This is a genomic window from Pseudomonas sp. FA117, assembly GCF_057370475.1.
Genome location: NZ_CM170675.1, coordinates 1195689 through 1216862 on the forward strand (window position 1 = coordinate 1195689; position 21174 = coordinate 1216862).

The 21174-nt window shown below is 64.0% G+C and carries 19 protein-coding genes; 8 read left to right on the plus strand and 11 right to left on the minus strand.

Going from position 1 to position 21174, the window contains the following annotated elements; translation table 11 throughout:
- Nucleotides 1-51: 51 nt before the first annotated feature.
- From AC1TXO_RS05610 to groL, 3 genes are all read left to right on the plus strand, one after another.
- Nucleotides 52-513 carry an FxsA family protein gene (locus tag AC1TXO_RS05610; protein WP_486405397.1) on the plus strand — a complete coding sequence of 154 codons (462 nt, stop codon included), beginning with the start codon at nt 52-54 and terminating at the stop codon, nt 511-513.
- A gap of 248 nt (nt 514-761) precedes the next feature.
- The gene (locus AC1TXO_RS05615; RefSeq protein WP_029614823.1) at nt 762-1055 is read left to right on the plus strand and encodes a co-chaperone GroES; all 294 of its coding nucleotides are present in this window, start codon (nt 762-764) and stop codon (nt 1053-1055) included.
- A 44-nt stretch (nt 1056-1099) separates the two neighbouring features.
- Nucleotides 1100-2743 (plus strand): chaperonin GroEL, encoded by a 1644-nt coding sequence (gene groL, locus AC1TXO_RS05620; RefSeq protein WP_486405398.1) that lies wholly within the window; start codon nt 1100-1102, stop codon nt 2741-2743.
- Nucleotides 2744-2824: 81 nt separating this feature from the next.
- Here the strand turns inward: groL and AC1TXO_RS05625 are convergent, their stop codons facing one another.
- Nucleotides 2825-3181, minus strand: a complete 357-nt coding sequence (locus AC1TXO_RS05625) for a cupin domain-containing protein (protein WP_486406797.1) — start codon at nt 3179-3181, stop codon at nt 2825-2827.
- Nucleotides 3182-3476: 295 nt separating this feature from the next.
- The gene (locus AC1TXO_RS05630) at nt 3477-4202 is read right to left on the minus strand and encodes a phosphatase PAP2 family protein (RefSeq protein ID WP_486405399.1); all 726 of its coding nucleotides are present in this window, start codon (nt 4200-4202) and stop codon (nt 3477-3479) included.
- A gap of 187 nt (nt 4203-4389) precedes the next feature.
- Here AC1TXO_RS05630 and colR point away from each other — a divergent pair, with 187 nt between their 5' ends.
- The 5 genes from colR to AC1TXO_RS05655 all read left to right on the plus strand — a co-directional run bounded on the left by colR (nt 4390) and on the right by AC1TXO_RS05655 (nt 8138).
- Complete coding sequence (gene colR, locus AC1TXO_RS05635; RefSeq protein WP_486405400.1) at nt 4390-5073, plus strand: two-component system response regulator ColR; 684 nt, start codon at nt 4390-4392, stop codon at nt 5071-5073.
- Nucleotides 5063-6382: a sensor histidine kinase gene (locus AC1TXO_RS05640; RefSeq protein ID WP_486405401.1), complete on the plus strand. Its 1320-nt coding sequence runs from the start codon at nt 5063-5065 to the stop codon at nt 6380-6382. Before colR ends, AC1TXO_RS05640 begins: the two co-directional genes overlap by 11 nt.
- A 139-nt stretch (nt 6383-6521) precedes the next feature.
- Nucleotides 6522-7202: a class I SAM-dependent methyltransferase gene (locus tag AC1TXO_RS05645; protein ID WP_486405402.1), complete on the plus strand. Its 681-nt coding sequence runs from the start codon at nt 6522-6524 to the stop codon at nt 7200-7202.
- A 7-nt stretch (nt 7203-7209) separates the two neighbouring features.
- The gene (locus AC1TXO_RS05650) at nt 7210-7908 is read left to right on the plus strand and encodes a lipopolysaccharide kinase InaA family protein (RefSeq protein WP_486405403.1); all 699 of its coding nucleotides are present in this window, start codon (nt 7210-7212) and stop codon (nt 7906-7908) included.
- A complete protein-coding gene (locus AC1TXO_RS05655; RefSeq protein ID WP_486405404.1) occupies nt 7908-8138 on the plus strand; it encodes a hypothetical protein in 231 nt (76 codons plus the stop codon). The genes AC1TXO_RS05650 and AC1TXO_RS05655 overlap by 1 nt, the downstream gene beginning before the upstream one ends.
- Before the next feature lie 138 nt (nt 8139-8276).
- On the opposite strand, the gene AC1TXO_RS05660 is transcribed toward AC1TXO_RS05655, so the two are convergent.
- The 9 genes from AC1TXO_RS05660 to AC1TXO_RS05700 all read right to left on the minus strand — a co-directional run bounded on the left by AC1TXO_RS05660 (nt 8277) and on the right by AC1TXO_RS05700 (nt 20936).
- The gene (locus AC1TXO_RS05660; RefSeq protein WP_486405405.1) at nt 8277-11333 is read right to left on the minus strand and encodes a multidrug efflux RND transporter permease subunit; all 3057 of its coding nucleotides are present in this window, start codon (nt 11331-11333) and stop codon (nt 8277-8279) included.
- Nucleotides 11334-11346: 13 nt separating this feature from the next.
- The gene (locus tag AC1TXO_RS05665) at nt 11347-12477 is read right to left on the minus strand and encodes an efflux RND transporter periplasmic adaptor subunit (protein WP_486405406.1); all 1131 of its coding nucleotides are present in this window, start codon (nt 12475-12477) and stop codon (nt 11347-11349) included.
- Nucleotides 12478-12650: 173 nt separating this feature from the next.
- Complete coding sequence (locus AC1TXO_RS05670; protein WP_486405407.1) at nt 12651-13748, minus strand: DUF1513 domain-containing protein; 1098 nt, start codon at nt 13746-13748, stop codon at nt 12651-12653.
- A 2-nt stretch (nt 13749-13750) separates the two neighbouring features.
- Nucleotides 13751-14815 (minus strand): imelysin family protein, encoded by a 1065-nt coding sequence (locus AC1TXO_RS05675; protein WP_486405408.1) that lies wholly within the window; start codon nt 14813-14815, stop codon nt 13751-13753.
- Nucleotides 14816-14833: 18 nt separating this feature from the next.
- On the minus strand, nt 14834-16261 hold the full coding sequence (locus AC1TXO_RS05680; protein ID WP_486405409.1) for a di-heme oxidoreductase family protein: 1428 nt from the start codon (nt 16259-16261) through the stop codon (nt 14834-14836).
- 111 nt (nt 16262-16372) lie between these two features.
- Complete coding sequence (locus AC1TXO_RS05685; RefSeq protein WP_486405410.1) at nt 16373-16759, minus strand: hypothetical protein; 387 nt, start codon at nt 16757-16759, stop codon at nt 16373-16375.
- A gap of 10 nt (nt 16760-16769) precedes the next feature.
- The gene (locus AC1TXO_RS05690) at nt 16770-17252 is read right to left on the minus strand and encodes a hypothetical protein (RefSeq protein WP_486405411.1); all 483 of its coding nucleotides are present in this window, start codon (nt 17250-17252) and stop codon (nt 16770-16772) included.
- A 140-nt stretch (nt 17253-17392) separates the two neighbouring features.
- Nucleotides 17393-18724 carry an imelysin family protein gene (locus AC1TXO_RS05695; RefSeq protein ID WP_486405412.1) on the minus strand — a complete coding sequence of 444 codons (1332 nt, stop codon included), beginning with the start codon at nt 18722-18724 and terminating at the stop codon, nt 17393-17395.
- A 160-nt stretch (nt 18725-18884) separates the two neighbouring features.
- On the minus strand, nt 18885-20936 hold the full coding sequence (locus AC1TXO_RS05700) for a putative bifunctional diguanylate cyclase/phosphodiesterase (protein ID WP_411383172.1): 2052 nt from the start codon (nt 20934-20936) through the stop codon (nt 18885-18887).
- Nucleotides 20937-21174: the final 238 nt, after the last annotated feature.

Consider the following 21174-nt stretch of genomic DNA (forward strand, 5'->3'; position numbering starts at 1 on the left):
CATCCATTTGATGGTCTTACTGGAAGGTTCTCTTCCGTCGAGGAATCCTTGATGCGTGCTTTTCTACTGCTGTTTCTGATTTTTCCGGTGCTGGAGTTGTTCGTCTTCGTCAAGGTCAGCGCCGCCATCGGTTTCTTCCCGGCCCTGCTGCTGATCATTGCCGGCTCGGCCCTCGGCCTGCTGGTGATGCGTCTGGCGGGGCTGGCCACGGCGCTGCGTGCCCGTGAAAGCCTGCAGCGCGGCGAACTGCCCGCCGAGGACATGTTCCAGGGCCTGATGCTCGCTGTGGGTGGTGGCCTGCTGCTGTTGCCGGGCTTCATCAGCGATGTGCTCGGCCTGCTGTGCCTGCTGCCCTTCACCCGTCACCTGGCGGCGCGCAAGCTGCGCCAGCGCGCCGAAGCCCAGGCCACGCGCCAGCGTGCGTTCCGGGATGACCCGTTGCACGGCCAGCCCCGCGATGGCGGCCAGCGTCCGAACGTGATCGAAGGCGAATACGAGCGCCGCGACAAATGACCCCCGGGGGCCGCCATGCGGCCCCTGCTTTTTTCCGGCCTGCGCCGGCTCATTAAAAAAATTCCACGGCAAGCCTTGTAATCGTACCGGGCGGCCTCATGTATGTGTCACCGCAAGGTTCCTGGTGGCGACACCAGACATGACTCGCGGGGTTCGCAGCCTGCGGGCCCCGACCGGCAACGCCGGATAGCTCAACCCGCCGGTGTCGACACCGGCCGATGAAAACCACAATTTGGGAGAGATCGACAATGAAGCTTCGTCCTCTGCATGACCGCGTCGTCATCCGTCGCAGCGAAGAAGAATCGAAAACCGCTGGCGGTATCGTCCTGCCGGGTTCGGCCGCTGAAAAACCAAACCGCGGCGAAGTCGTCGCTGTTGGCACCGGTCGCGTCCTGGACAACGGCGAAGTGCGCGCGCTGGCCGTGAAAGTGGGTGACAAAGTGGTTTTCGGCCCTTACTCGGGCAGCAACACCGTGAAAGTCGACGGCGAAGACCTGCTGGTAATGGCCGAGAACGAAATCCTCGCCGTCATCGAAGGCTGATTTCCCCGATTTCCCTGCTAAAGAATTCCAAGGATTAAACGATCATGGCTGCTAAAGACGTAAAATTCGGCGATTCCGCCCGCAAGAAAATGCTCGTTGGTGTCAACGTACTGGCTGACGCTGTAAAAGCGACCCTCGGCCCGAAAGGCCGTAACGTTGTCCTGGCCAAGAGCTTCGGCGCGCCGACCATCACCAAAGACGGTGTTTCGGTCGCCAAGGAAATCGAACTCAAGGACGCCTTCGAGAACATGGGCGCCCAGCTGGTAAAGGAAGTCGCTTCCAAGGCCAACGATGCTGCCGGTGACGGCACCACCACCGCTACCGTCCTGGCCCAGGCCATCGTCAACGAAGGCCTGAAGGCCGTCGCTGCCGGCATGAACCCGATGGACCTCAAGCGCGGTATCGACAAGGCCACCGCCGCTGTCGTCGCCGAGCTGAAGAACCTGTCCAAGCCATGCGCCGATTCCAAGGCCATCGCCCAGGTCGGCACCATCTCCGCCAACTCCGACAGCTCCATCGGTGAAATCATCGCCGAAGCCATGGAAAAAGTCGGCAAGGAAGGCGTGATCACCGTTGAAGAAGGCTCGGGCCTGGAAAACGAACTGTCGGTCGTCGAAGGCATGCAGTTCGACCGCGGCTACCTGTCGCCGTACTTCATCAACAAGCCCGACACCATGGTTGCCGAGCTCGAAGGCCCGCTGCTGCTGCTGGTCGACAAGAAGATCTCGAACATCCGCGAACTGCTGCCAGTCCTGGAAGCTGTCGCCAAGTCGGGCCGTCCGCTGCTGATCGTTGCCGAAGACGTCGAAGGCGAAGCCCTGGCCACTCTGGTGGTCAACAACATGCGCGGCATCGTCAAGGTTGCTGCGGTCAAGGCCCCGGGCTTTGGCGACCGTCGCAAGGCCATGCTGCAGGACATCGCCGTCCTGACCGGCGGCCAGGTCATCTCCGAAGAAATCGGCCTGACCCTGGAAACCACCACCCTGGAGCACCTGGGTAACGCCAAGCGCGTCATCCTGTCCAAGGAAAACACCACCATCATCGACGGTGCCGGCGTTGACGCCGACATCGAAGCACGCGTCAAGCAGATCCGTGCCCAGATCGAAGAGACTTCCTCGGACTACGACCGTGAGAAGCTGCAAGAGCGCCTGGCCAAGCTGGCTGGCGGTGTTGCCGTGATCAAGGTCGGTGCCGGCACCGAAGTCGAAATGAAAGAGAAGAAAGCCCGCGTCGAAGACGCCCTGCACGCTACCCGTGCAGCCGTCGAAGAAGGCGTGGTGCCTGGCGGTGGCGTTGCCCTGGTTCGCGCCCTGGCTGCCATCACCGACCTCAAGGGCGACAACGAAGACCAGAACGTCGGTATCGCCCTGCTGCGTCGCGCTGTAGAAGCGCCGCTGCGCCAGATCACTGCCAACGCCGGCGACGAGCCAAGCGTTGTGGCCGACAAGGTCAAGCAGGGTTCGGGCAACTACGGCTACAACGCCGCCAGCGGCGAATACGGCGACATGATCGAGATGGGCATCCTGGACCCGGCCAAGGTCACCCGTTCGGCCCTGCAAGCTGCTGCTTCGATCGGTGGTCTGATGATCACCACCGAGGCCATGGTTGCAGACCTGCCGGAAGACAAGCCGGCTGCTGGCGGCATGCCAGACATGGGCGGCATGGGTGGCATGGGCGGCATGATGTAAGCCAGCCCCACCCGTCATGAAAAAACCCGATGCCGGTTCGCCGGCATCGGGTTTTTTTGTGCCTGGATCCGGCGTCTTCGATCAGCCCAGGCGTGCCGCCAACAGGGCGTCGAGCTCGGGCATGAGGGTCACGCTTTCCTGCTCGTTGGGGTCGGTGCGGGCGATCACTGCGGTGGCCGGGTGTTCGTCGCTGCGGTTGTAGGGCACGTGCGGCATGCCGGCAGGGATGTAGAAGAAGTCGCCGGCATCGACCACCACGTGCTTCTCCAGTTGCTCGCCGTACCAGCAGCCGGTGGAGCCGCTCAGGGCGTAGATCGCGGTTTCGTGATCCTGGTGCTTGTGGGTCTTGGCCCTGGCGCCGGGGGGGATGCTCAGCAGTTGCATGTGCAGATGCCGGGCGCCTGCGCTCTGCGCGGAAATGCCGACCTGATAGTTCAGGCCCTGCAGGCCTTCAAATGACTGGGCCGGCTTGAGTAGCACGCAGTCGGGCTTGGATTCGCTCACGGTGACTGTCCTTCGGATTTTCATGGGGGCGGATGTTCCGCCCCGGAACGGCTCGCCTCAGGCAAGGCGGCCAACGGTCTCGGTCAGGCGACCGAAATGGCCCGAAGCATGAAGCCGCAGGGTGTCCTGCGGCAAGTGAAGTCGTGTGAATTTGCCAGCGATAGCACAATAAAAATCGAAAAAATGCGGGTATCTGTCACGAAATTGAAACAAATCAAAATGCTTCCTGCTATGCGCGACTTTCCTGCAGCGCGGCCTGAGGAGCGTTGGCGCGCCGGTACAGCAACAGGTAGTAGCAGCCCAGGCCGATCAGCCAGCAGAACACCGCTGTCCAGACGTTATGCGACAGAAAGTGCGCACCCTGCATCATCCTGCCCACCGACAGCACCACGCCCACTCCCGCCGCCAGGGCAAAGGCGCCACGGGCCAGGCGCGGCTTGCGATCACGCAGCACGAAAAACAGGGCGAACAGGCTGAAACCGGTGGCCGCATGGCCGCCAGGCCAGCACAGCCCCGGTTTGTCGGTCGCAGGTCGGGCTTCGAGCAGCTTGCTGTAGGTTTCCTTGCCGCCGAATTCGGTCAGGCTCCAGGGGCACTGCACGGCAGTCAGTTCCTTGAGCGGGGTGACGAAGGCCGTGGACAGACCCAGCGCCAGGACCAGGCAGCCCAGCTCGCGGCGCCAGCTGCCCAGTTTCGCCCAGAAGAAGCTGCTGATGAAGGCCACAACCGCCAGCAGCCCGACGCCGATCACTGCCTGCTTGACCCGGTCGTGCAGGATGGTTTCCAGGAAGTAGCTGTGTCGCCCGATGAACTGGCCCACCTCGGGATCGAACATCAGCCTGGCCACGTCCATGTCCAGCGACGTGGCTTCGAGCAGCAGCAGGACCAGCGCAGTAACCAGGGGAATGCCAAGGTACAGCCAGGGGTTGATCGGGCGGGGGCGGGCGGTGTGCATGAAGGCTCCACAGGCAGGGGACGGCGCGAAAGATCGGGCATTTTCGGTCCGCAGCTATGCTCTGTGCGTGAAGGATCAGTGAAAAAAGCGTCAGTTGCGCTGTTTTTCCACCAAGGCTGGCGATGCCTGGCCAATGACCGTAAGCTGCGCCTGCCGCGCACAGCGAAGCGCCGCACAGGAGACCCCGATGCGCATTCTACTGGTTGAAGACAACCGCGATATTCTCGCCAACCTGGCTGACTACCTGGGCATGAAAGGCTATACCGTCGACTGCGCCCAGGACGGCCTGTCGGGCCTGCACCTGGCGGCGACCGAACACTACGACCTGATCGTCCTCGACATCATGCTGCCGGGCATCGATGGCTACACCCTGTGCAAGCGCCTGCGCGAAGACGCCCGTCGCGACACCCCGGTGATCATGCTGACCGCTCGTGACCAGCTGGACGACCGTCTGCAAGGCTTCCGTTCCGGTGCCGACGACTACCTGCTCAAACCGTTCGCCCTGTCGGAGCTGGCCGCGCGCATCGAAGCGGTGCTGCGCCGTGCCCAGGGCGGCGGTCGCCGCACCCTGCAGGTGTCGGACTTGAGCTATGACCTCGACACGCTCGAAGTCACCCGCCAGGGCAAGCTGCTCAAGCTCAACCCGGTCGGCCTCAAGCTGCTTGCGGTGCTGATGCAGAAAAGCCCGCACGTACTGCGTCGCGAAGTGCTCGAAGAAGCCCTGTGGGGCGACGATTGCCCCGACAGCGACAGCCTGCGCAGCCATGTCCATCAACTGCGCCAGGTGATCGACAAACCGTTCGAAAAGCCCCTGCTGCATACCGTCCATGGCGTCGGCTATCGCCTCGCCGAGGGCCGCGATGGAGTTTAAGCAGAGCCTTGCCCAGCGCATCATCATCGCCTTTGCGTTGATGAGTGCCCTGGTGGCCGGCGCTTTCGCCTTCGGCATCGTCGCCACCGTCCACTTGGTGGAAGAACGGCTGATTTCATCGGTGCTTGGCGGTGACCTGCAGCGCCTGCTGCGCATGGACAGCGTCAGCGACTGGAGCCATCGTCCACGGCCTGACCAGCTGTTCTATTTCAGCGGCGGGCGCGATGATTTCGAGCTGCCCAAGGACCTGCGCCACCTGGATGCAGGCTTCCACGAAGTGTTCCGCGACCAGCTCTCCTACCACGCCATGGTCGAGGTGGTGGACGGCCGCCGCTATGTGTTGCTGCAGGACCAGAGCGATTTCGAAGAGCGTGAACGCGTGCTGTTCGCCGTGGTGGTGGTCGGCTTCCTGCTGAGCCTGGTGCTGGCGGCATTTCTTGGCTGGCTGCTGGCGCGCCGGGTGATGGCGCCGGTGATCCGCCTGGCGCGTCAGGTCCGTCATCGTGACCAGTTGCTTGGCCTGGCACCGCCACTGGCGCCGGACTACGCGGCCGACGAGGTCGGTCAGCTGGCGGTGGCCTTCGACGACACGCTGGGTCGCCTGCGCGATGCCCTGACCCGTGAGCGCCTGTTCACCAGCGACGTCAGCCACGAACTGCGGACCCCGCTGATGGTGCTGGCGACCTCCTGCGAACTGCTGATGGAGAACCCCGGCCTGGACAGCCGTTCACGCAGCCAGGTCGAGCGCATCGCCCGCGCCACCGAGGAGATGCGTGAACTGGTCAAGACCTTCCTGATGCTCGCCCGGGCCCAGCGTGACGAAGGCGCCGTGGCCTCGCGGGCCAGCCTGCGCGAGGTGGCCGACGACCTGATCGGTGTGTGGCGCGACACCATCGAGCAGAAAGGCCTGACGCTGTACTACGACGGTCGGGTCAGCGCGAGCCCGACGCTGTACAACGCCACCTTCCTGCAATCGGTGATGGGCAACCTGCTGCGCAATGCGGCGCACTACACCGACGGCGGCTACATCCGCCTGAACCTTGAGGCCTACGGCTTCAGCGTCGAGGACAGTGGGGTCGGTATTCCCGAGGAGCAGCGCGAAGCGATGTTCAAACCCTTCGTGCGTGGCGATGAGCGCCGTGGCGAGGGGCTGGGCCTGGGGCTGTCACTGGTGCAGCGGATCTGTGACGACCAGGGCTGGCGTGTCACCCTGACGGCCACCTCGCCCCATGGTTGCCGCTTCCAGGTGGATCTGAGCCAGGGCAGCGTGATGGCGCCGGACCCGGAAGCTGACGCCACGCTCCGTTGATGAGTGGGGCTGCCCAACAGCCCCATCGCAACACGTTGTAAGACTTAATCACTTTGTGTGACGGTTTTTTCACATGGTGATGACCTGATGCCAACGCTTGCCCACCTACTGTGGGCGGCATTGAGTCAGGAGATGTTCCATGCGTAGCCCTATCAAACTCGAGTTTTCCGAAAAGTACGATCAGCAGCACGCCCGTGAGTACTTTCTCAAGCATCAGGATGGCCTGGCCCGTCGTCTCTCACACGCCCGCGACGAGCAGCTCGCCCGCCGTGCCCTGACGCTGGCCGGCGAGCCCGGCCTGGTGCTCGACCTGCCGTGCGGCGCCGGCCGTTTCTGGCCATTGCTCGCGGAAAAGCCCAACCGCGTGATCATCGGTGCCGACAACTCCGCGGCGATGATCGAGACAGCCTGTGCGTCGCAACCGCCAGAAGTGGTGGAACGGGTACGTCCCTTGCAAACCTCAGCCTTTGCCATCGACCTGCCGGACAACGCCGTGGACAGCATCTTCTGCATGCGCCTGTTCCATCACATCGGCGATCCGGCTCACCGCAAGACGATTCTTTCTGAGTTTCAAAGGGTTAGCCGCGACAGCGTGATCCTGTCGCTGTGGGTGGATGGCAATTTCAAGGCATGGCGGCGCAAGAAGCTCGAACAACGACGCAGCGCCAAGGTGGAGCAGGACAGTTACCAGAATCGCTTCGTGTTACCTGCTGCCACGGTTGAAGAAGAATTTGTGACAGCCGGCTTCAGGATTCAGGAACGTCTGGACTTCCTGCCGTTCTATGCCATGTGGCGAGTCTATGTATTGAGAAAAGGGTGAGGGAGCAATGGCGACAGTTCAGGAGCAGGCAGCGCAATTCGACTACTACTGGCAACAGCAGGGGGAATGGGTCGAGGAACCCAACCAGCGACGTGGCGGCGAAAGTGGCGTGCAGCGCCTGGACGATGGTCACGGCCACCTGCTCTATGCCAAGCGTCAGGTTGGGCATATCTACCGCAGCCTGCTGCACCCGTTCGGCCGACCGACGGTGCTGCGGGAACTGGATGCACTGAACAGCTTCGAGCAATTGGGCGTCCGCGTGCCGCGCATCGTCTTCGCCGGGGCCGAGCGCGATGCCGAGCACCAGTGGCGAGCGCTGCTGGTCAGCGAGGCACTTGACGGTTTCGTCGACCTCGACACCTGGCACGCCCAGGGCGCGCGCGAACAGTATCCGCAGGTGCTGCACGAGCGCATGCTCGAGGAGCTGGCCGGCAACCTGGCGCGCATGCACCTGGGCCACTGGCAGCATGGCTGCCTGTATGGCAAGCATGTGTTCATCAAGGTGATCGGCGAGGGTGAAGAGGCGCATGCCGAAGTGGCCTTGCTGGACCTGGAAAAATGCCGCCGCCGCATCAGTTGCCAACGCGCGGCCTACAACGACCTGCGCCAGTTGCGCCGCCATTCGTCGTTCAACGATGCGCAGTGGCAAACCCTGCTCTACTTTTATGAAAGGGCGTTTGGCAGCGCTGTCAAAGGGTTAGGTTAATGAAACTAGAAATAGCTCGAGCTTTGTTCCTGGTGGGCGCGCTTGGCGTGACCACCGTGGCCGTGGCCGCCTGGGATCAGCCACGTCCGACCGTGTTCAGCAAGAGCGACGCGGCGGGAGAAACACTCGCGCCGCGGGTAGTGAAACAAGGACAGGGGCAGGCCCAGCCGGATCATGACCTGCTGCTGTTCCTGTTCGGAATGCGCCAGGGGCTGCGGCCGTTTGGCTGAACCCCAGGCAAGAGGCCCCGCGCAAGCGGGGCTTTGTTATTTCTGGCGGATGGAAGTGGCATCCTTGCGGGTCATGTCGTGGGGCAAGTCGCAGCGGTGAACCACCACCCCTGCAGGACGAAACGGGGCGGTAGAGTCTCAGCCCTCACGCACAATCTTTCGGCGCTCATCCACCGCCGTGCGGTGCGCCAGCACGGTGTACACACACGGCAGTACGAACAGGGTGAACAGCGTGCCGATCGACATGCCGGTGGCGATCACGATGCCGATATCGAACCGGCTCACCGCCCCGGCCCCCGTGGCCAGGATCAGGGGCACCATGCCGAACACCATCGCGGCAGTGGTCATCAGTACCGGCCGCAGGCGGATCGCCGCGGCTTCCTCGATGGCCTCGCGCACGCCCGGGCCTTTTTCCTCGCGCAGCTGATTGGCGAACTCGACGATCAGGATGCCGTGCTTGCTGATCAGCCCGATCAGCGTCACCAGCCCGACCTGGGTGTAGATGTTCATGCTCGAGACACCGAGAAACAGCGGCAGCAGTGCTCCGCAGATCGACAGTGGCACGGTCACCAGGATCACCAGCGGATCGCGGAAGCTCTCGAACTGCGCGGCCAGCACCAGGAAGATGATCGCCAGCGCCAGGCCGAAGGTCACCCACAGTGCGCTGCCTTCCTGGACGAACTGGCGCGCGGTGCCGGCATAGTCGAAGGCGAAGCCCTCCGGTGCCTCTTCACGGGCGATGGCGCGGATGGTGCCCAGCGCCTCGCCCATGCTCACCATCGGTACGCCCTGGATGATCGCCGAGTTCAGTTGCTGGAACTGGTTGAGCTGGCGTGGGCGGGCGCGTTCGCTGAGGGTGATCAGCGTCGACAGCGGCAGCAGCCGGCCCTGGTCGTTCTTCACGTAGTAGTTGTTCAGCCAGCCGGCATTGTCGCGGTAGGTGCGTTCGACCTGGGCGATCACCTTGTAGCTGCGGCCTTCGAGGGTGAACCGGTTGATTTCCGCCTCCCCGAGCAAGGTGGCCAGCGTGCCGCCGAGGGTGTCCATCGACACGCCCATCTGCGCGGCCTTGGCCCGGTCGATGTCGACCACCACCTCGGGCTTGTCGAAGGCCAGGTCGATGTCGAGGAAGGCGAACTTGCCCGAGGCCTGGGCACGTTCCTTGACCCGCTGCGCCACTTCGAGCAGGGCAGGGTAGTCGCCGGCGGTGTTGAGCACGAACTGGAACGGCAGGCCTTCGCCGGTGCCTGGAAGTGACGGCAGGTTGAAGCCGAAGATCTGCAGGCCGCCGATGTCTTCGAGCTTGGCCTGCACCAGCGGCAGCAGCTCCATCTGCGTGCGACTGCGCTCGTTCCAGGGCTTGAGCAGGAAGCCGCCGATTCCACTCTGTACACCGTTGAAGCCGTTGATCTGGAACGACGAGTAATACTCTGGGAAGGTCTTGAACAGCGGAGTGAAGCGGTCGGTATAGGCGTTGAGGTAATCCAGGTTGGCCGGTTGCGGCGAACTGCTCATCATGAAGATCACGCCCTGGTCTTCGTTGGGCGCCAGCTCGTTCTGGGTGAACTTGAGCAGTACCGGGATCAGGCACAGGATGATCACGGCGAACACGATCACCACCGGGCGACTGTCGAGTGTGCCGTGCAGCAGGCGCTGGTAGCGAATCTTCAGGCGTTCGAACATCTGGTCGAGGCGGTGGGCCAGGCCCTTCTCGCTCTGCTCGGGACGCAGCAGCAGAGCACACATCATCGGCGACAGGGTCAGGGCGACGACGCCCGAGATCACCACGGCGCCGGCCAGGGTCAGGGCGAACTCCTTGAACAATGCACCGGTCAGCCCGGTGAGGAAGCCGATCGGGGCATACACCGCTGCCAGGGTGATGGTCATCGATACCACCGGCATGGCGATTTCCCGCGCGCCCTCCAGGGCGGCGTCGAACGGCGTCTTGCCCTCCTCGATATGGCGGTGGATGTTCTCCACCACGACGATGGCATCGTCCACTACCAGACCGATGGCCAGCACCATTGCCAGCAGCGTGAGCAGGTTCAGCGAATACCCCATCATCTGCATGAAGAACAGTACGCCGATCATCGACAGCGGGATGGTGATCACCGGGATCAGCACCGAGCGCAGCGCCCCGAGGAACAGGAACACCACGACGATGACGATCAGCACGGCCTCGCCGAGGGTCTTGATCACTTCGTCGATGGAGGCCTGGATGAACAGCGTGGCATCGTAGGCGATGGAGACTTTCAGCGCCGAGGGCAGCTGGCTTTCCAGCTCCGGCATGATCCGCCGGACCTCCTTGATCACCTCCAGCGGGTTGGCCGACGGCGTGGCCTTGATGCCGATGTACACCGAAGGGATGCCGTCGAAGGAACTGACCGTGTCGTAGTTCTCCGCCCCCATCTCGATGCGTGCCACATCGCCCAGCAGCACGCGGCTGTCGCCAGCGGTCTTGACCGGCAGGGCGGCAAACGCCTCGGGGGATTTCAGCTCGGTGGTGGCGTTGACACTGGTGACCACGTACTCGCCTTTCACCTCGCCAGCGGCAGCGAGGAAGTTGTAGCGGCGCACGGCGCTGGTCACGTCGTTGGCCGACAGGCCGAAGCCGGCAAGCTTCACCGGATCGACCCAGATGCGCATGGCGAACACCTGGTTGCCGAGGATCTCGGCCTCGGCCATGCCGGGCAGGGTGGCAAGCTTGGGCTGGATCACCCTCGACAGGTAGTCGGTGATCTGCGGGTTGCTCATCTCGCTGCTGTAGAAACTGATGTACATCAGCGCCGAGGCATCGGCCGCTTCCTTGCTCAGCACCGGGTCTTCGGAGTCCTGTGGCAGCTTGTTGCGCACCTCGTTGGCCTTGGCCAGCAGTTGGGTGAACAATCGGTCGGTGTCGGCGCCGATACGCGCATAGACTGAAATCACCGAAAAGTTCTGGCGGCTCACCGAGGTCATGTAGTCGATGCCGTCGGCGCTGGCCAGGCTCTGTTGCAGCGGTTGGGTGATGTAGCCCTGGATGGTCTCGGCGTTGGCGCCGGGGTAGGCGGTGGTGACCGTGATCAGCGCGTTCTCCATCTGCGGGTACTGGCGGATCTGCAGCTTGCTCCAGGCCTGGAAGCCGAGCAGCAGGATCAGCAGGCTGACCACGCTGGCCAGCACCGGGCGGCGGATGAACGGGTCGGTGAATGCCATGCCGGCCTCCGCGTCAGTGGGTGGCGGCCGCGCCCTGGGCGTCGGCGGGCTGCAGGGGCGGGTCCTGGCTGATGCGGATGGCGGCGCCGGGGCTGAGTTTCAACTGCCCGGCAGTGACCACCTGCTCACCGGCCTGCAGCCCTTTGCTGATCACCACCACGCCGTCGCGCCGTTCGCCGGTCTGCACTGTGCGCTGCTCGGCGATCAACTGCGACTGGCCGTCGTCGGCCTTCTTTTCGCCGACCACATAGATCGAGTTGCCGTAGAGGGTGTAGGTGACGGCGCTTTCCGGGACCACCACCTGCGGCTGCGGATCGGGCAGCAGCACCAGCAGGCTGGCGAACATGCCGGGCAGCAGCTTGCCATCGGGGTTGGCCAGGGTGGCACGCAGCAGCAGGTTGCGCGTGCTTTCCTCGACCTTGGGGTTGATCGCGCTGAGGCTGGCGGTGAAGGTCTGGTCGGGGAATGCCGCCACCTGCACGACTACCTGCTGGCCGAGAGACAACCGTGGCAGTGCCTGCTCGGGCACGTTGAAGTCGACATAGAGGCTGGAGAGGTCCTGCAGCGTGGCGATCACGGTGCCGCTGGCGAGGTAGTCACCGACATCCACCTGGCGGATGCCGATGGTGCCGCTGAACGGCGCCTTCATACTCTTCTTGGCCAGGGAGGCCTTGAGCTGCTCGACCACCGCCTGGTTGCGCCGGTACTGGGCGGAGAGACGGTCGAATTCGCCACGGGAAATCGCCGAGTCGCCTACCAGTTGGCTGCCACGGCCGAAATCGACCTTGGCCAGCCCCAGGTCGGCCTGGGCCGTGCCCAGCACTGCGGCTTCCTGGTCGCTGTCGAGCTCCAGCAGCAGTTGGCCGACCCTGACCTGCTGGCCGGAGTCGAAATGCAGGCGCTTGACCGTGCCGGCCACTTCAAGGCTGAGCTCGACGCCCTGCAACGCCTTGAGGCTGCCGACCGCTGGCAGGCGCTCCTGCCACTGGCGTTGTTCGGCCTTGGTGGCTGCAACGCTGATCGCGGGTTTGGGTGCGGTGAAGACCTGGATCTGGCGATAGATCGAAAAGGCCTTGATGCCCCCCAGGGCAAGCACGATCAGCAGCACCACGGCCAGCATGATCAGCATGCGGCGGCGTAGCATGGTCCGGTTCCTTGGCTGTCGTTGTTGTGGTTATGGCACGACCACGGGCGATCCTGCCCACGTGCGGATGAAGGCAAGTATTGACTGTTTTTCGGGAAGTGGGAGATGTATTGACCCTATTGGCCCTGTCGCGGGATCAGATGCGCGACAGGGCCGTCATGGTCAGCAGGAAATCAGACCAGATGCAGGTGGTTGTCCCACAACCCGGACGGCAAATTCATCGGCTGCCCGACCAGCTCGGCCTTGCGGCAATCGTAGTAGCGGCAGCGCCCTTGCCCGGAAGTGACGACGAAGCCGTCCTTCACCGGCCCGACCCCGGCGCAGTCGGGCATCGGCGCATCGAGCTTCACCGCGCCGCTGTCCAGGTCCCAGATGAACAGGCGATTGGCCCGCGGTGCGGTCAGCGCCACCAGGCGCAGGTCGCTGTGCACGGCCACGCTGGCGGTGTACTGGGCCATGGACTGCAACTGCCGCTCCGGCACCGGGAAGGCCTTGAACGCCTCGCCCGGACGCTTGATCGCCAGCAGCTCGGCGGTTTCATCCGAACCGCCCATGAACTGCTGGCAGGCGAGGATGGTGCCGTCGCTGCCCACCGCGAGATGGCGCACGCTGTTCATCTGCTGGGCCAGGGTCTCCTTGCTCAACAGCGTGCCGTCGCGCTGCATCAGCACCAGGCTTGGCTGCATGGCGTCGAGGTTCATTTCCACCCGGCTTTCGGCCTCGGTGCGAATGCCACCGTTGGCCACCACCAGGGTTTCACCGTCGGGCAACCAGGCCACTTCGTGCGGACCGATGCCATGGGTAGAGATCTCGCCGCTGTGCACCAGGCGCTCGCCCTCGAAGCGGTAGACACCCAGCACGCCACGCCCGGGATCGGTGGTGTCGTTCTCGGTGGCGTACAGCCACTCGCCATCCTTGTGGATCACGGCATGCCCGTAGAAGTGCCGGTTCGGCTGGGAAGTGACGGTCTGCAACAGGCGTCCGTCACGCAGGTCGATCAGGTAGCTCTCGGTGCCCGGACGGCGGGCCACGAACAGGGCGATCGGCTGCTCGGGGTGATGGATGATCGCATGGCAACGCTGGGCCACCCGGGTGACGAACACCTGGGTACCGTCGAGGCGATAGCCCACGGCGTGGTGGCCGCCGTCGGCATCGTCGCGCGCCGACAGCAGCAGGGGCTCGCTGCCCTTGTTGCGCAGCAGGGTCCAGCCGCCGAGCGTCAGGGCGCTGAGCAGCACGCTACCGATTTTGAGGGCCTGGCGTCGCAGCATGATCAGTCACCGTCGTTGGCATTGAAGCCCAGCTGGATGTTCAACGCCTTGGCCAGCTCGCCTTCGTGCAGGCGGTGGACGACGTTGAGGCTGTCGTAGATCTGGTTGAGGGTCTGCTTGCCTGTGTCGTCGGCGAGCAGCTCGCCCAGGGTCTTCTGGTTATCGGCCAGCAGTTTGGCAGAGGTGGCGTAGGCATCGTCGATCTTTTGCGCCAGCGCGCTCTGATCCTTGCCCAGCAGGCCGCGCAGGCCCTTGTTGTCGACCCCGGTCCAGACGGTTTCGGCAGCCTTGAGCGAAGCCTCCAGGCTCTTGAGCGAGGAGTGGCTGCGCCAGGCTTCGGCCTGCAGCGGCTGCACGATGCCCTTGCTCTGGCGACCCATGGGTGCGCCAAGTTTCTTCTTCAGGGTGTCCAGCGCGGTGACCTGGGCACGCAGCAGGTCGGCGATGGCCTCGTGCGAGTCGGCATAGCGCTGGTTGGGGAACTTGGTCATCTGCGACAGCATGCCGTCGGTGCTGTTCCAGCTTTTGAGAATGTCTTCGGCCAGGGCCTTCTGGTGCTCGGCAATGGCCACCAGCAATGGGCAGTAGCGGGCTTTCTGCTCAGCGGTGGCGATGTCCGGCTTGCTGTCGAACAGAATGTACTCGTAGGCCGAAAGACCGCGGACCACGACGCTGGCCTTGCCCAGGGCATCGGCGTCGACTGGCTTGTCGCCGTTGACCAGTTGCTCGACCTGCCGGCCGACCAGGTTCTTCTTGTCGGGCCAGAACTGCACCTGCCAGGCGCGGTTGCCTTCGGCCAGCGGCCCGACCAGCAGCGGTTGCAGTTCGGCCCAGGCCTTCTGCGCGTTGAGGAAGTCGGCGCGGGCGGTGTCCAGGCCTTGCTTGCCTTCGCAGTAGGCCAGGGCGCTGGCGGCCAGTTGACGGTCGGCCTCGACCCAGCGGCTGTAGGTCGGCAGGATCACCTGCTGGGCGATGGCAGCGGAAGTCACTGCCTGCTGGTCCTGCGGCGAGCAGGCGCCCAGGGCGATGGCGGCGAGGCTGGTGAACAACAGTTTGGGTCGGAACATGCCCGGCTCCTTGCGCGTTTAAAGTGAGTTCAGGAAAGCCAGCAGCGCGGCGCGTTGCTCGGCATTGAAGGTCAATACGTGACGGCGTGCAGCCTCGGCTTCGCCGCCGTGCCAGAGCACGGCCTCGAGCAGGTTGCGGGCGCGGCCGTCATGGAGAAACTGGGTGTGGCCGCTGACGGTTTCGGTCAGGCCGATGCCCCACAGCGGCGGGGTGCGCCAGTCCTGGCCACCGGCGGCGAATTCGCTGCGGTTGTCGGCCAGGCCAGGCCCCATGTCGTGCAGCAGCAGGTCGCTGTACGGACGAATCACCTGGTTGGCCAGCTCAGGCTCCAGCGTGTTGCTGGCGGTGGTGAACTGCGGAGTGTGGCAGCCCTGGCAGCCAGCCTGGAAGAACAGGGTCTTGCCAGCCAGCACCTGCGGCGCATTCACCTCGCGGCGCGCCGGCACGGCGAGGTTGCGGGTATAGAAGGTGACCAGGCGCAGGATGTTGTCGCTGACTTCCTTCTCGCCGTCGGCACCGTCACCGTTGGGTGCGGCCAGGCACTCGAGCTGGGCGGGCGTGCAGTCGTCCTCGGGCTTGAGCGTGCTGGTCAGGCCCATGTCGCCAGCGAAGGCGTGCACATTCTGCTGGTTGACGTTGGGCTGCCCGGCTTTCCAGCCGAAGCGACCGACCACAGTCTTGCCCTGGGCATCGTCCCAGACCCGGTTGGCCCGGCCACGGATGCCGTCGTTGTTGCGATCGTGCGGATCTTCGTTGGCCAGGATCGCAGCTTCCGGGATCGCCTCGAGCAGGCCCAGGCCGATCATCGGCGGGGCGACCCGTGCGGAGATTCGCGTGTCGGGGTGCATCGGGCCGTAGCCAAGCTGGGTGATCTGCACGGTCGGGCGACGCAGTTCGACCTGGTGGCCATCCTCGAAGGTGACCGTTTCGCTGTCGTAGCTGATGCGCACCTTGCCTTCGGGGGCGACTCCGGGGATCGCCATGTCTTGCAGCTGTATGCCGTAGACCGGCTCGGGCACCACGCCCAGACGCTCGATTTCCCTGACGAACTGCGGCTGGTCGGGAATCGACAGGCGTACCAGCATCGACACCGCATTGCTGGCCCCGGCTTCTGGCGGATGGCCGCGCCCGTCGCGGATGTGGCAGTTCTGGCAGGCGTTGGTGTTGAACAGCGGCCCCAGGCCGTCGCGGGCGGTGGTGGTGGCGGGCGCGATCACCCAGGGGCTGCGGAAGAAACTGTTGCCGACGCTGAAGTCCAGGCGCCGCTCGGGTGAAAGATTGGCCGAAGGCATGGAGAAGGCATTGCGGTCGCTGCGCAGGATCGTCGCCTTGCCGCCGGACAGGGCTTCGCCGGGCTCGGCCTGGGTGAAACGCGGTGCGTCGTCACAGGCGGCCAGTGCAGTGGCCAGCAGCAGAAGTGGGAGTCGGGACAGCGACAAGGACATCGAGAATCCTGGGCGTGAGCGAAAAACCGGCGTGCAAGCTTATCAGGCCCAGGATCATCGAATAAGAGCAATTTGCGTTTGCAGCTGAAAATCCGGCCGACCGGCGCGGGTTCAGGCGATATACAGCCTGAAGTCCCGTCCGACCAGGCTGATGATCAGGTTCTTCGAGCCCCCACCTCGGTTGTTTCCGGAAACTTCCTCGACATGCTCGGAGGTGTAGGACATGGCAGGCGCCTCCAGGTACTTGATCGCGTTTTCGCCGGCCGGTTGCCAGTAATCCTGGAACACGAAAAGGTTGGTTTCGGCACGCGGTCCGAGAATCAGCCGCAGTGCCTTGTGGTCTTCGTCGCCACGGCCGATCCACGGCACTGCCAGCGATCCGGTCCAGGCGGCCTGGGCGCCGATGGCAAGGCTCATGCCCGGGTCTTCGCCGTCGACCAGGGTCATGGTGTAGGGCGTGTTGTTGGCGATACTGCGCAGATAGGTGACGCGGGCCATGGGGCCTCCTTTACGGATGGGGTGCCGGACGTGGCAGGGGGCCGCTCGGTGCGCGATAGACATACACCGCGAGCAGCGTGATTTCGTTGAAAGGGGGATCCAGGTCGCTGGGTGTGAATCGGCCTTCGAGGTGCAGGCCGAGCTGGAAAGCGACCGCCTCGAACCGGCGTCGATCGGGTTCGTTGGGGTCGTACAGATAGATCTTTCCGGCCCGGCCGACGACACGGCACATTTCCTCGGCCACGTGCTGGGTGATGGGTGCGCCCATCAGCGTCACGTGTGGTACCGAACGGCTGTCTATGGGGAAATCGGGAGCTTCGTACTCGTAGACCACGACCTTGTTGGGGATCGGATCACCCGCGAAGGGACCGTTGGAGATGTGCTGGCCGGCCTTGTTGAGGTTCTGCGCGCCGACGAAGCCGGTGACGATGTATTGCTTGCCGTGTCTCTGGACGATACGGCCTTCGCCCCACACATCGAGAATGTCCAGCATGGTGCCTCCTGCCGCAGTGAGTTCAAGGCGTGCAGGATGCGCGTGGTCCCGGGCGCCGGGCAGCGGGAAATACTGCAGCGGCGCGCAAATGAAAACGCCCGGCACAGGCCGGGCGTTCGGGGTGTCGCACAGTGGGCGAATCAGAACTCGTGGTCGGCGGTGTCCGGGTTCAGGTTGTCGATGCCCAGCTTGCCGGCGGCCTGCTCGATGGCACCGGTCTGCTTGACCAGTGCTGCGATGGCGTCGCGTACCACCTGGTTGCCGGCGGCGTTGTCGGCTGCGATCAGCTGGTCGTAGTGCTCGCCCTTGAGGGCGTGGTCGACGATCACCTGGATCTTCGCCTCGGTGTCCTGCAGGTCGGCCTTGAGCGTGGCATCGGTAGCCGGGTCGACCTTGGCCACCAGCGACGACAGGCTCGGGCCGCTCACCTTGGAGCCGTCCGGACGGGTGTACTCGCCCAGGTAGATGTTGCGAATGCCCTTGGCGTCGTAGAAGTGCGACCAGTGGGTGTTGTCGCTGAAGCAGTCGTGCTCGTCTTCAGGGGAGTTGGCTTCCAACGAGACTTTCATGCGCTCGCCCGCCAGTTCGCCCAGCGACAGGCTGCCCATGCCGAACAGCATCTTGCGCAGGCCGTCCTTGACCGGTTCGGCTTCCAGCGAAGCACGGTAGTTGTCGGCCACGTTCGGCGCCCAGTTGCCGACCATCTCGTCGAGATCGCTGACCAGCAGGTCGGTGACGGCCTTGAGGTAGGCGCGGCGGCGGTCGTTGTGGCCACCGGTGGCACCCTGGCCTTCGAGATAGTCCGATGCCGGACGGTTGCCCGCGCCAGGGCCGGTGCCGTTGAGGTCCTGGCCCCAGAGCAGGAATTCGATGGCATGGTAGCCGGTGGCGACGTTGGCTTCGGAGCCGCCCAGCTCGTTCAGGCTGGCCAGTTTCTCCGGGGTGATTTCCTTGACGTCGATCTTGTCCTCGCCGACCTGGATTTCCGGATTGGCGATGATGTTGGCGTTGGCCGCCGGGTTGCCCAGGGCGTGCTCGTAGCTCTTGTCGACGTAGTCGATCAGGCCTTCGTCCAGGGGCCAGGCGTTCACCTGGCCTTCCCAGTCGTCGATGATGGTGTTGCCGAAGCGGAAGGCTTCGCTCTGCAGGTAAGGCACGCGAGAGGCGACCCAGGCGTCCCTGGCGGCTTTCAAGGTTTCATCGTTGGGCTTGGCCAGGAAGGCGTCGATGGCGGTCTGCAGTTGCTTGGCGGTGCTCAGCGAGTCGCTGTACACGGCATGGACCATTTCGGCATAGTGCTTGACCACGGCCTTGGCGGCCGCTTCATCGACTGCCCCCGGCGCGGCGGCGGTGCTGGTGGCAGGTGCCTGGGCTTGCGGGGCGGCAGCCTTGTCGTCCTTGCCTTCACCGCAGCCGGCGAGAGCGATGGCGATGGCCAGCAGACTGGCGGAGGCCAGAGGCATTCGAATCATTGTTGGTTTCCCTGCGTCGTGTGGTTGGACCATGTGGTGGAAGCGCTGCGCCGTGGCACGCGAAACCGCAACATAATGCGAAAGATTTGCATTTGGTGTAAAGGGTTGGCCGCGTTTTTCCTGCAAATGTCGTTTTGAGCATCGCCGATGACGACAGCCTTCAGAGCGCCGAGACCTGGTTGCGCTGCGCGTGTTTCAGGAAGGCTGTCAGCTCGCGCGACGGCAGTGGCTTGCTGTAGTGGTAGCCCTGACCTTCATGGCAGCCCTGGGCAATGATGTAGGTTTCCTGCTCGGCGGTTTCCACCCCCTCGGCGATCACCTGCATGCCCAGGCTCTTGCCCAGCTGGATGATGGCGCGAACGATGGTGGCGTCGTCATCGTCGTCGAGCAGGTCCTGGACGAAGCTCTTGTCGATCTTGATCTTGTCCAGCGGCAACGATTTCAGGTAGCTGAGCGAGGAATAGCCGGTGCCGAAGTCATCGATGGCGATCAGCGCGCCGGAACGGCGCAGGCTCAGCAGGTGCTGCGCGGCGGTGCTGATGTCTTCCATCAGGCCGGTTTCGGTCACTTCCAGCTCCAGGCTGCGTGGCGGCAGGCGATAGGCCTGCAGCAGGTTGTTGACCACCCGCGGCAGCTCGTTGTGGTGCAGTTGCACGGTGGACAGGTTGACTGCCATGCGCAGCTCGCTGAAACCCAGGTCGTGCCATTCGCGCAGCTGGCGGCAGGCCTGGTCGAGCACCCATTCACCGATGGCGATGATGTTGCCGTTCTGTTCGGCCAGCGGGATGAACTGGTCCGGCGGTACCATGCCCAGCTCCGGATGCTGCCAGCGCAGCAGCGCCTCGACGCCCACCACGCGGTGGTCGCGGTAACTGATCTGCGGCTGGTACACCAGGTACAGCTGGTTGCGTGGCAGTGCTTCGCGCAGGTCCTTTTCCAGCTCCCGGCGCCGGCGCATCTCGCTGTCGACGCTGGCGATGTAGAACTGGTAGCGGTTGCGTGAGCGGGCCTTGGCCAGGGTCATGGTCTGCTCGGCCTTTTGCAGCAGTTTCTCGGTGCTGTCGCCGTCTTCGGGGAACAGGGTGATGCCGATGGTGGCGCGCAGGCGGATTTCCTGGTGGTCGAGGGCGAAGGGGACTTCCAGGTCGTCAAGAATGCTCTGGGCCAGCTCCGCCGCTTCATAGGGCTGCTCGATGTTGGCCTGGACCAGGGCGAACTGGTCGCCACCGAGGCGGGCGAGGGCGCCGAGTCGGCCACTGTGGGCGCGCAGGCGATCGGCCAGGGCCAGCAGCAACTGGTCGCCGACCTGGTAGCTGAACTGCTCGTTGATGCCCTTGAAGTCGTCCAGGCCGACGCACAGCACCGCCACGCGATGCTGCAGGCGCCCGCCGTCGACGAGGATCTTGTCCAACTGCTGCTGCAGTTGCTGGCGATTGGGCAGGCCGGTGAGAAAGTCGTACTGGGCCATGCGCTGCAGGCTGTTTTCCGCTTCGTGGCGCAGGTGGGTGTTGCGTTCGATGGAGGCCAGCAACTGGTTGGCAGTGTCGACCCAGAGCCCGAGTTCATTGCGTTCGTGACCCTTGAGCTGGGGAATCTGGTGCTGGCTGGGGCGATCGGGGTTGATCTGGGTGAGGTGTTCGATGATCTTCGACAGCGGCTTGGTCAGCAGCCAGTGGTACACGAGATAGAGCACCAGGCCCATGGCCAGGGCGCGCAGCACGCCGGAAATGAAGATGATCACGGCATTGACCAGAAAGCCCTCGCCGTAGCTGGCGGTATCGAGGGTGATGCTGAGGTCGCCGTAGTATTCGCTGTACGGCCCGCGACCGACCAGTTGCGTGGTGTAGGTGCGTTCCTGGCCGAGGATCAGGTCGGTGAGCCAGCGCAGGGGCATGTCCTGCAGGGGGCGGGACTTCTGCGCGAGCATGGTTTCATTGGGGTGGCCGATGGAGGCCATGCGCACCGACTCGTCCTGGAACAGGCCCTCCATGACTTGCATGCCCATTTCCCGGTCGAGGCTGTAGACCGCTTGTGTCGAAGGGTCGCGGAACATGTCGAGGATGCGCTGGGCATCGTTGTTGACGGCCTGACGGGTCTTGTAGGTGTCATAGACGATCTGCGCACAGCTGAGAACGACGCCCACCGCGAGCGCCGACAGCAGCACGACCCTGAGCAACTTGACCGACAAGCTGTTCCGAAATTCCAGCTTCAATGGGGTTTCCTTAATCCATGCGCATGCCATTATTTTGCCATCAACCTTGGCAATACACTAATCGACCGATTGCCGCGGCAGGCGAGGGGCCCGTCGCTGGATGCACCCTGAGCATTGTATCGGTTACACGGGCATGCGACTTGAGTGTCCTGCGTCAACTTTCCAGAAGGTTGATGTTAGCGTGGTATTGGGGGGGAGCAAGAGTGGCGGCGCTGGAAAACACCGGCAGCGGAAACGA

Bases quoted from the DNA above. Each gene is read 5' to 3' on its own strand.
- AC1TXO_RS05610 (WP_486405397.1), top strand. From the start codon at position 52: ATGCGTGCTTTTCTACTGCTGTTTCTGATTTTTCCGGTGCTGGAGTTG.
- AC1TXO_RS05615 (WP_029614823.1), top strand. From the start codon at position 762: ATGAAGCTTCGTCCTCTGCATGACCGCGTCGTCATCCGTCGCAGCGAA.
- groL (WP_486405398.1), top strand. From the start codon at position 1,100: ATGGCTGCTAAAGACGTAAAATTCGGCGATTCCGCCCGCAAGAAAATG.
- AC1TXO_RS05630 (WP_486405399.1), bottom strand. From the start codon at position 4,202: ATGCACACCGCCCGCCCCCGCCCGATCAACCCCTGGCTGTACCTTGGC.
- colR (WP_486405400.1), top strand. From the start codon at position 4,390: ATGCGCATTCTACTGGTTGAAGACAACCGCGATATTCTCGCCAACCTG.
- AC1TXO_RS05640 (WP_486405401.1), top strand. From the start codon at position 5,063: ATGGAGTTTAAGCAGAGCCTTGCCCAGCGCATCATCATCGCCTTTGCG.
- AC1TXO_RS05645 (WP_486405402.1), top strand. From the start codon at position 6,522: ATGCGTAGCCCTATCAAACTCGAGTTTTCCGAAAAGTACGATCAGCAG.
- AC1TXO_RS05650 (WP_486405403.1), top strand. From the start codon at position 7,210: ATGGCGACAGTTCAGGAGCAGGCAGCGCAATTCGACTACTACTGGCAA.
- AC1TXO_RS05655 (WP_486405404.1), top strand. From the start codon at position 7,908: ATGAAACTAGAAATAGCTCGAGCTTTGTTCCTGGTGGGCGCGCTTGGC.
- AC1TXO_RS05660 (WP_486405405.1), bottom strand. From the start codon at position 11,333: ATGGCATTCACCGACCCGTTCATCCGCCGCCCGGTGCTGGCCAGCGTG.
- AC1TXO_RS05665 (WP_486405406.1), bottom strand. From the start codon at position 12,477: ATGCTACGCCGCCGCATGCTGATCATGCTGGCCGTGGTGCTGCTGATC.
- AC1TXO_RS05670 (WP_486405407.1), bottom strand. From the start codon at position 13,748: ATGCTGCGACGCCAGGCCCTCAAAATCGGTAGCGTGCTGCTCAGCGCC.
- AC1TXO_RS05675 (WP_486405408.1), bottom strand. From the start codon at position 14,815: ATGTTCCGACCCAAACTGTTGTTCACCAGCCTCGCCGCCATCGCCCTG.
- AC1TXO_RS05680 (WP_486405409.1), bottom strand. From the start codon at position 16,261: ATGTCCTTGTCGCTGTCCCGACTCCCACTTCTGCTGCTGGCCACTGCA.
- AC1TXO_RS05685 (WP_486405410.1), bottom strand. From the start codon at position 16,759: ATGGCCCGCGTCACCTATCTGCGCAGTATCGCCAACAACACGCCCTAC.
- AC1TXO_RS05690 (WP_486405411.1), bottom strand. From the start codon at position 17,252: ATGCTGGACATTCTCGATGTGTGGGGCGAAGGCCGTATCGTCCAGAGA.
- AC1TXO_RS05695 (WP_486405412.1), bottom strand. From the start codon at position 18,724: ATGATTCGAATGCCTCTGGCCTCCGCCAGTCTGCTGGCCATCGCCATC.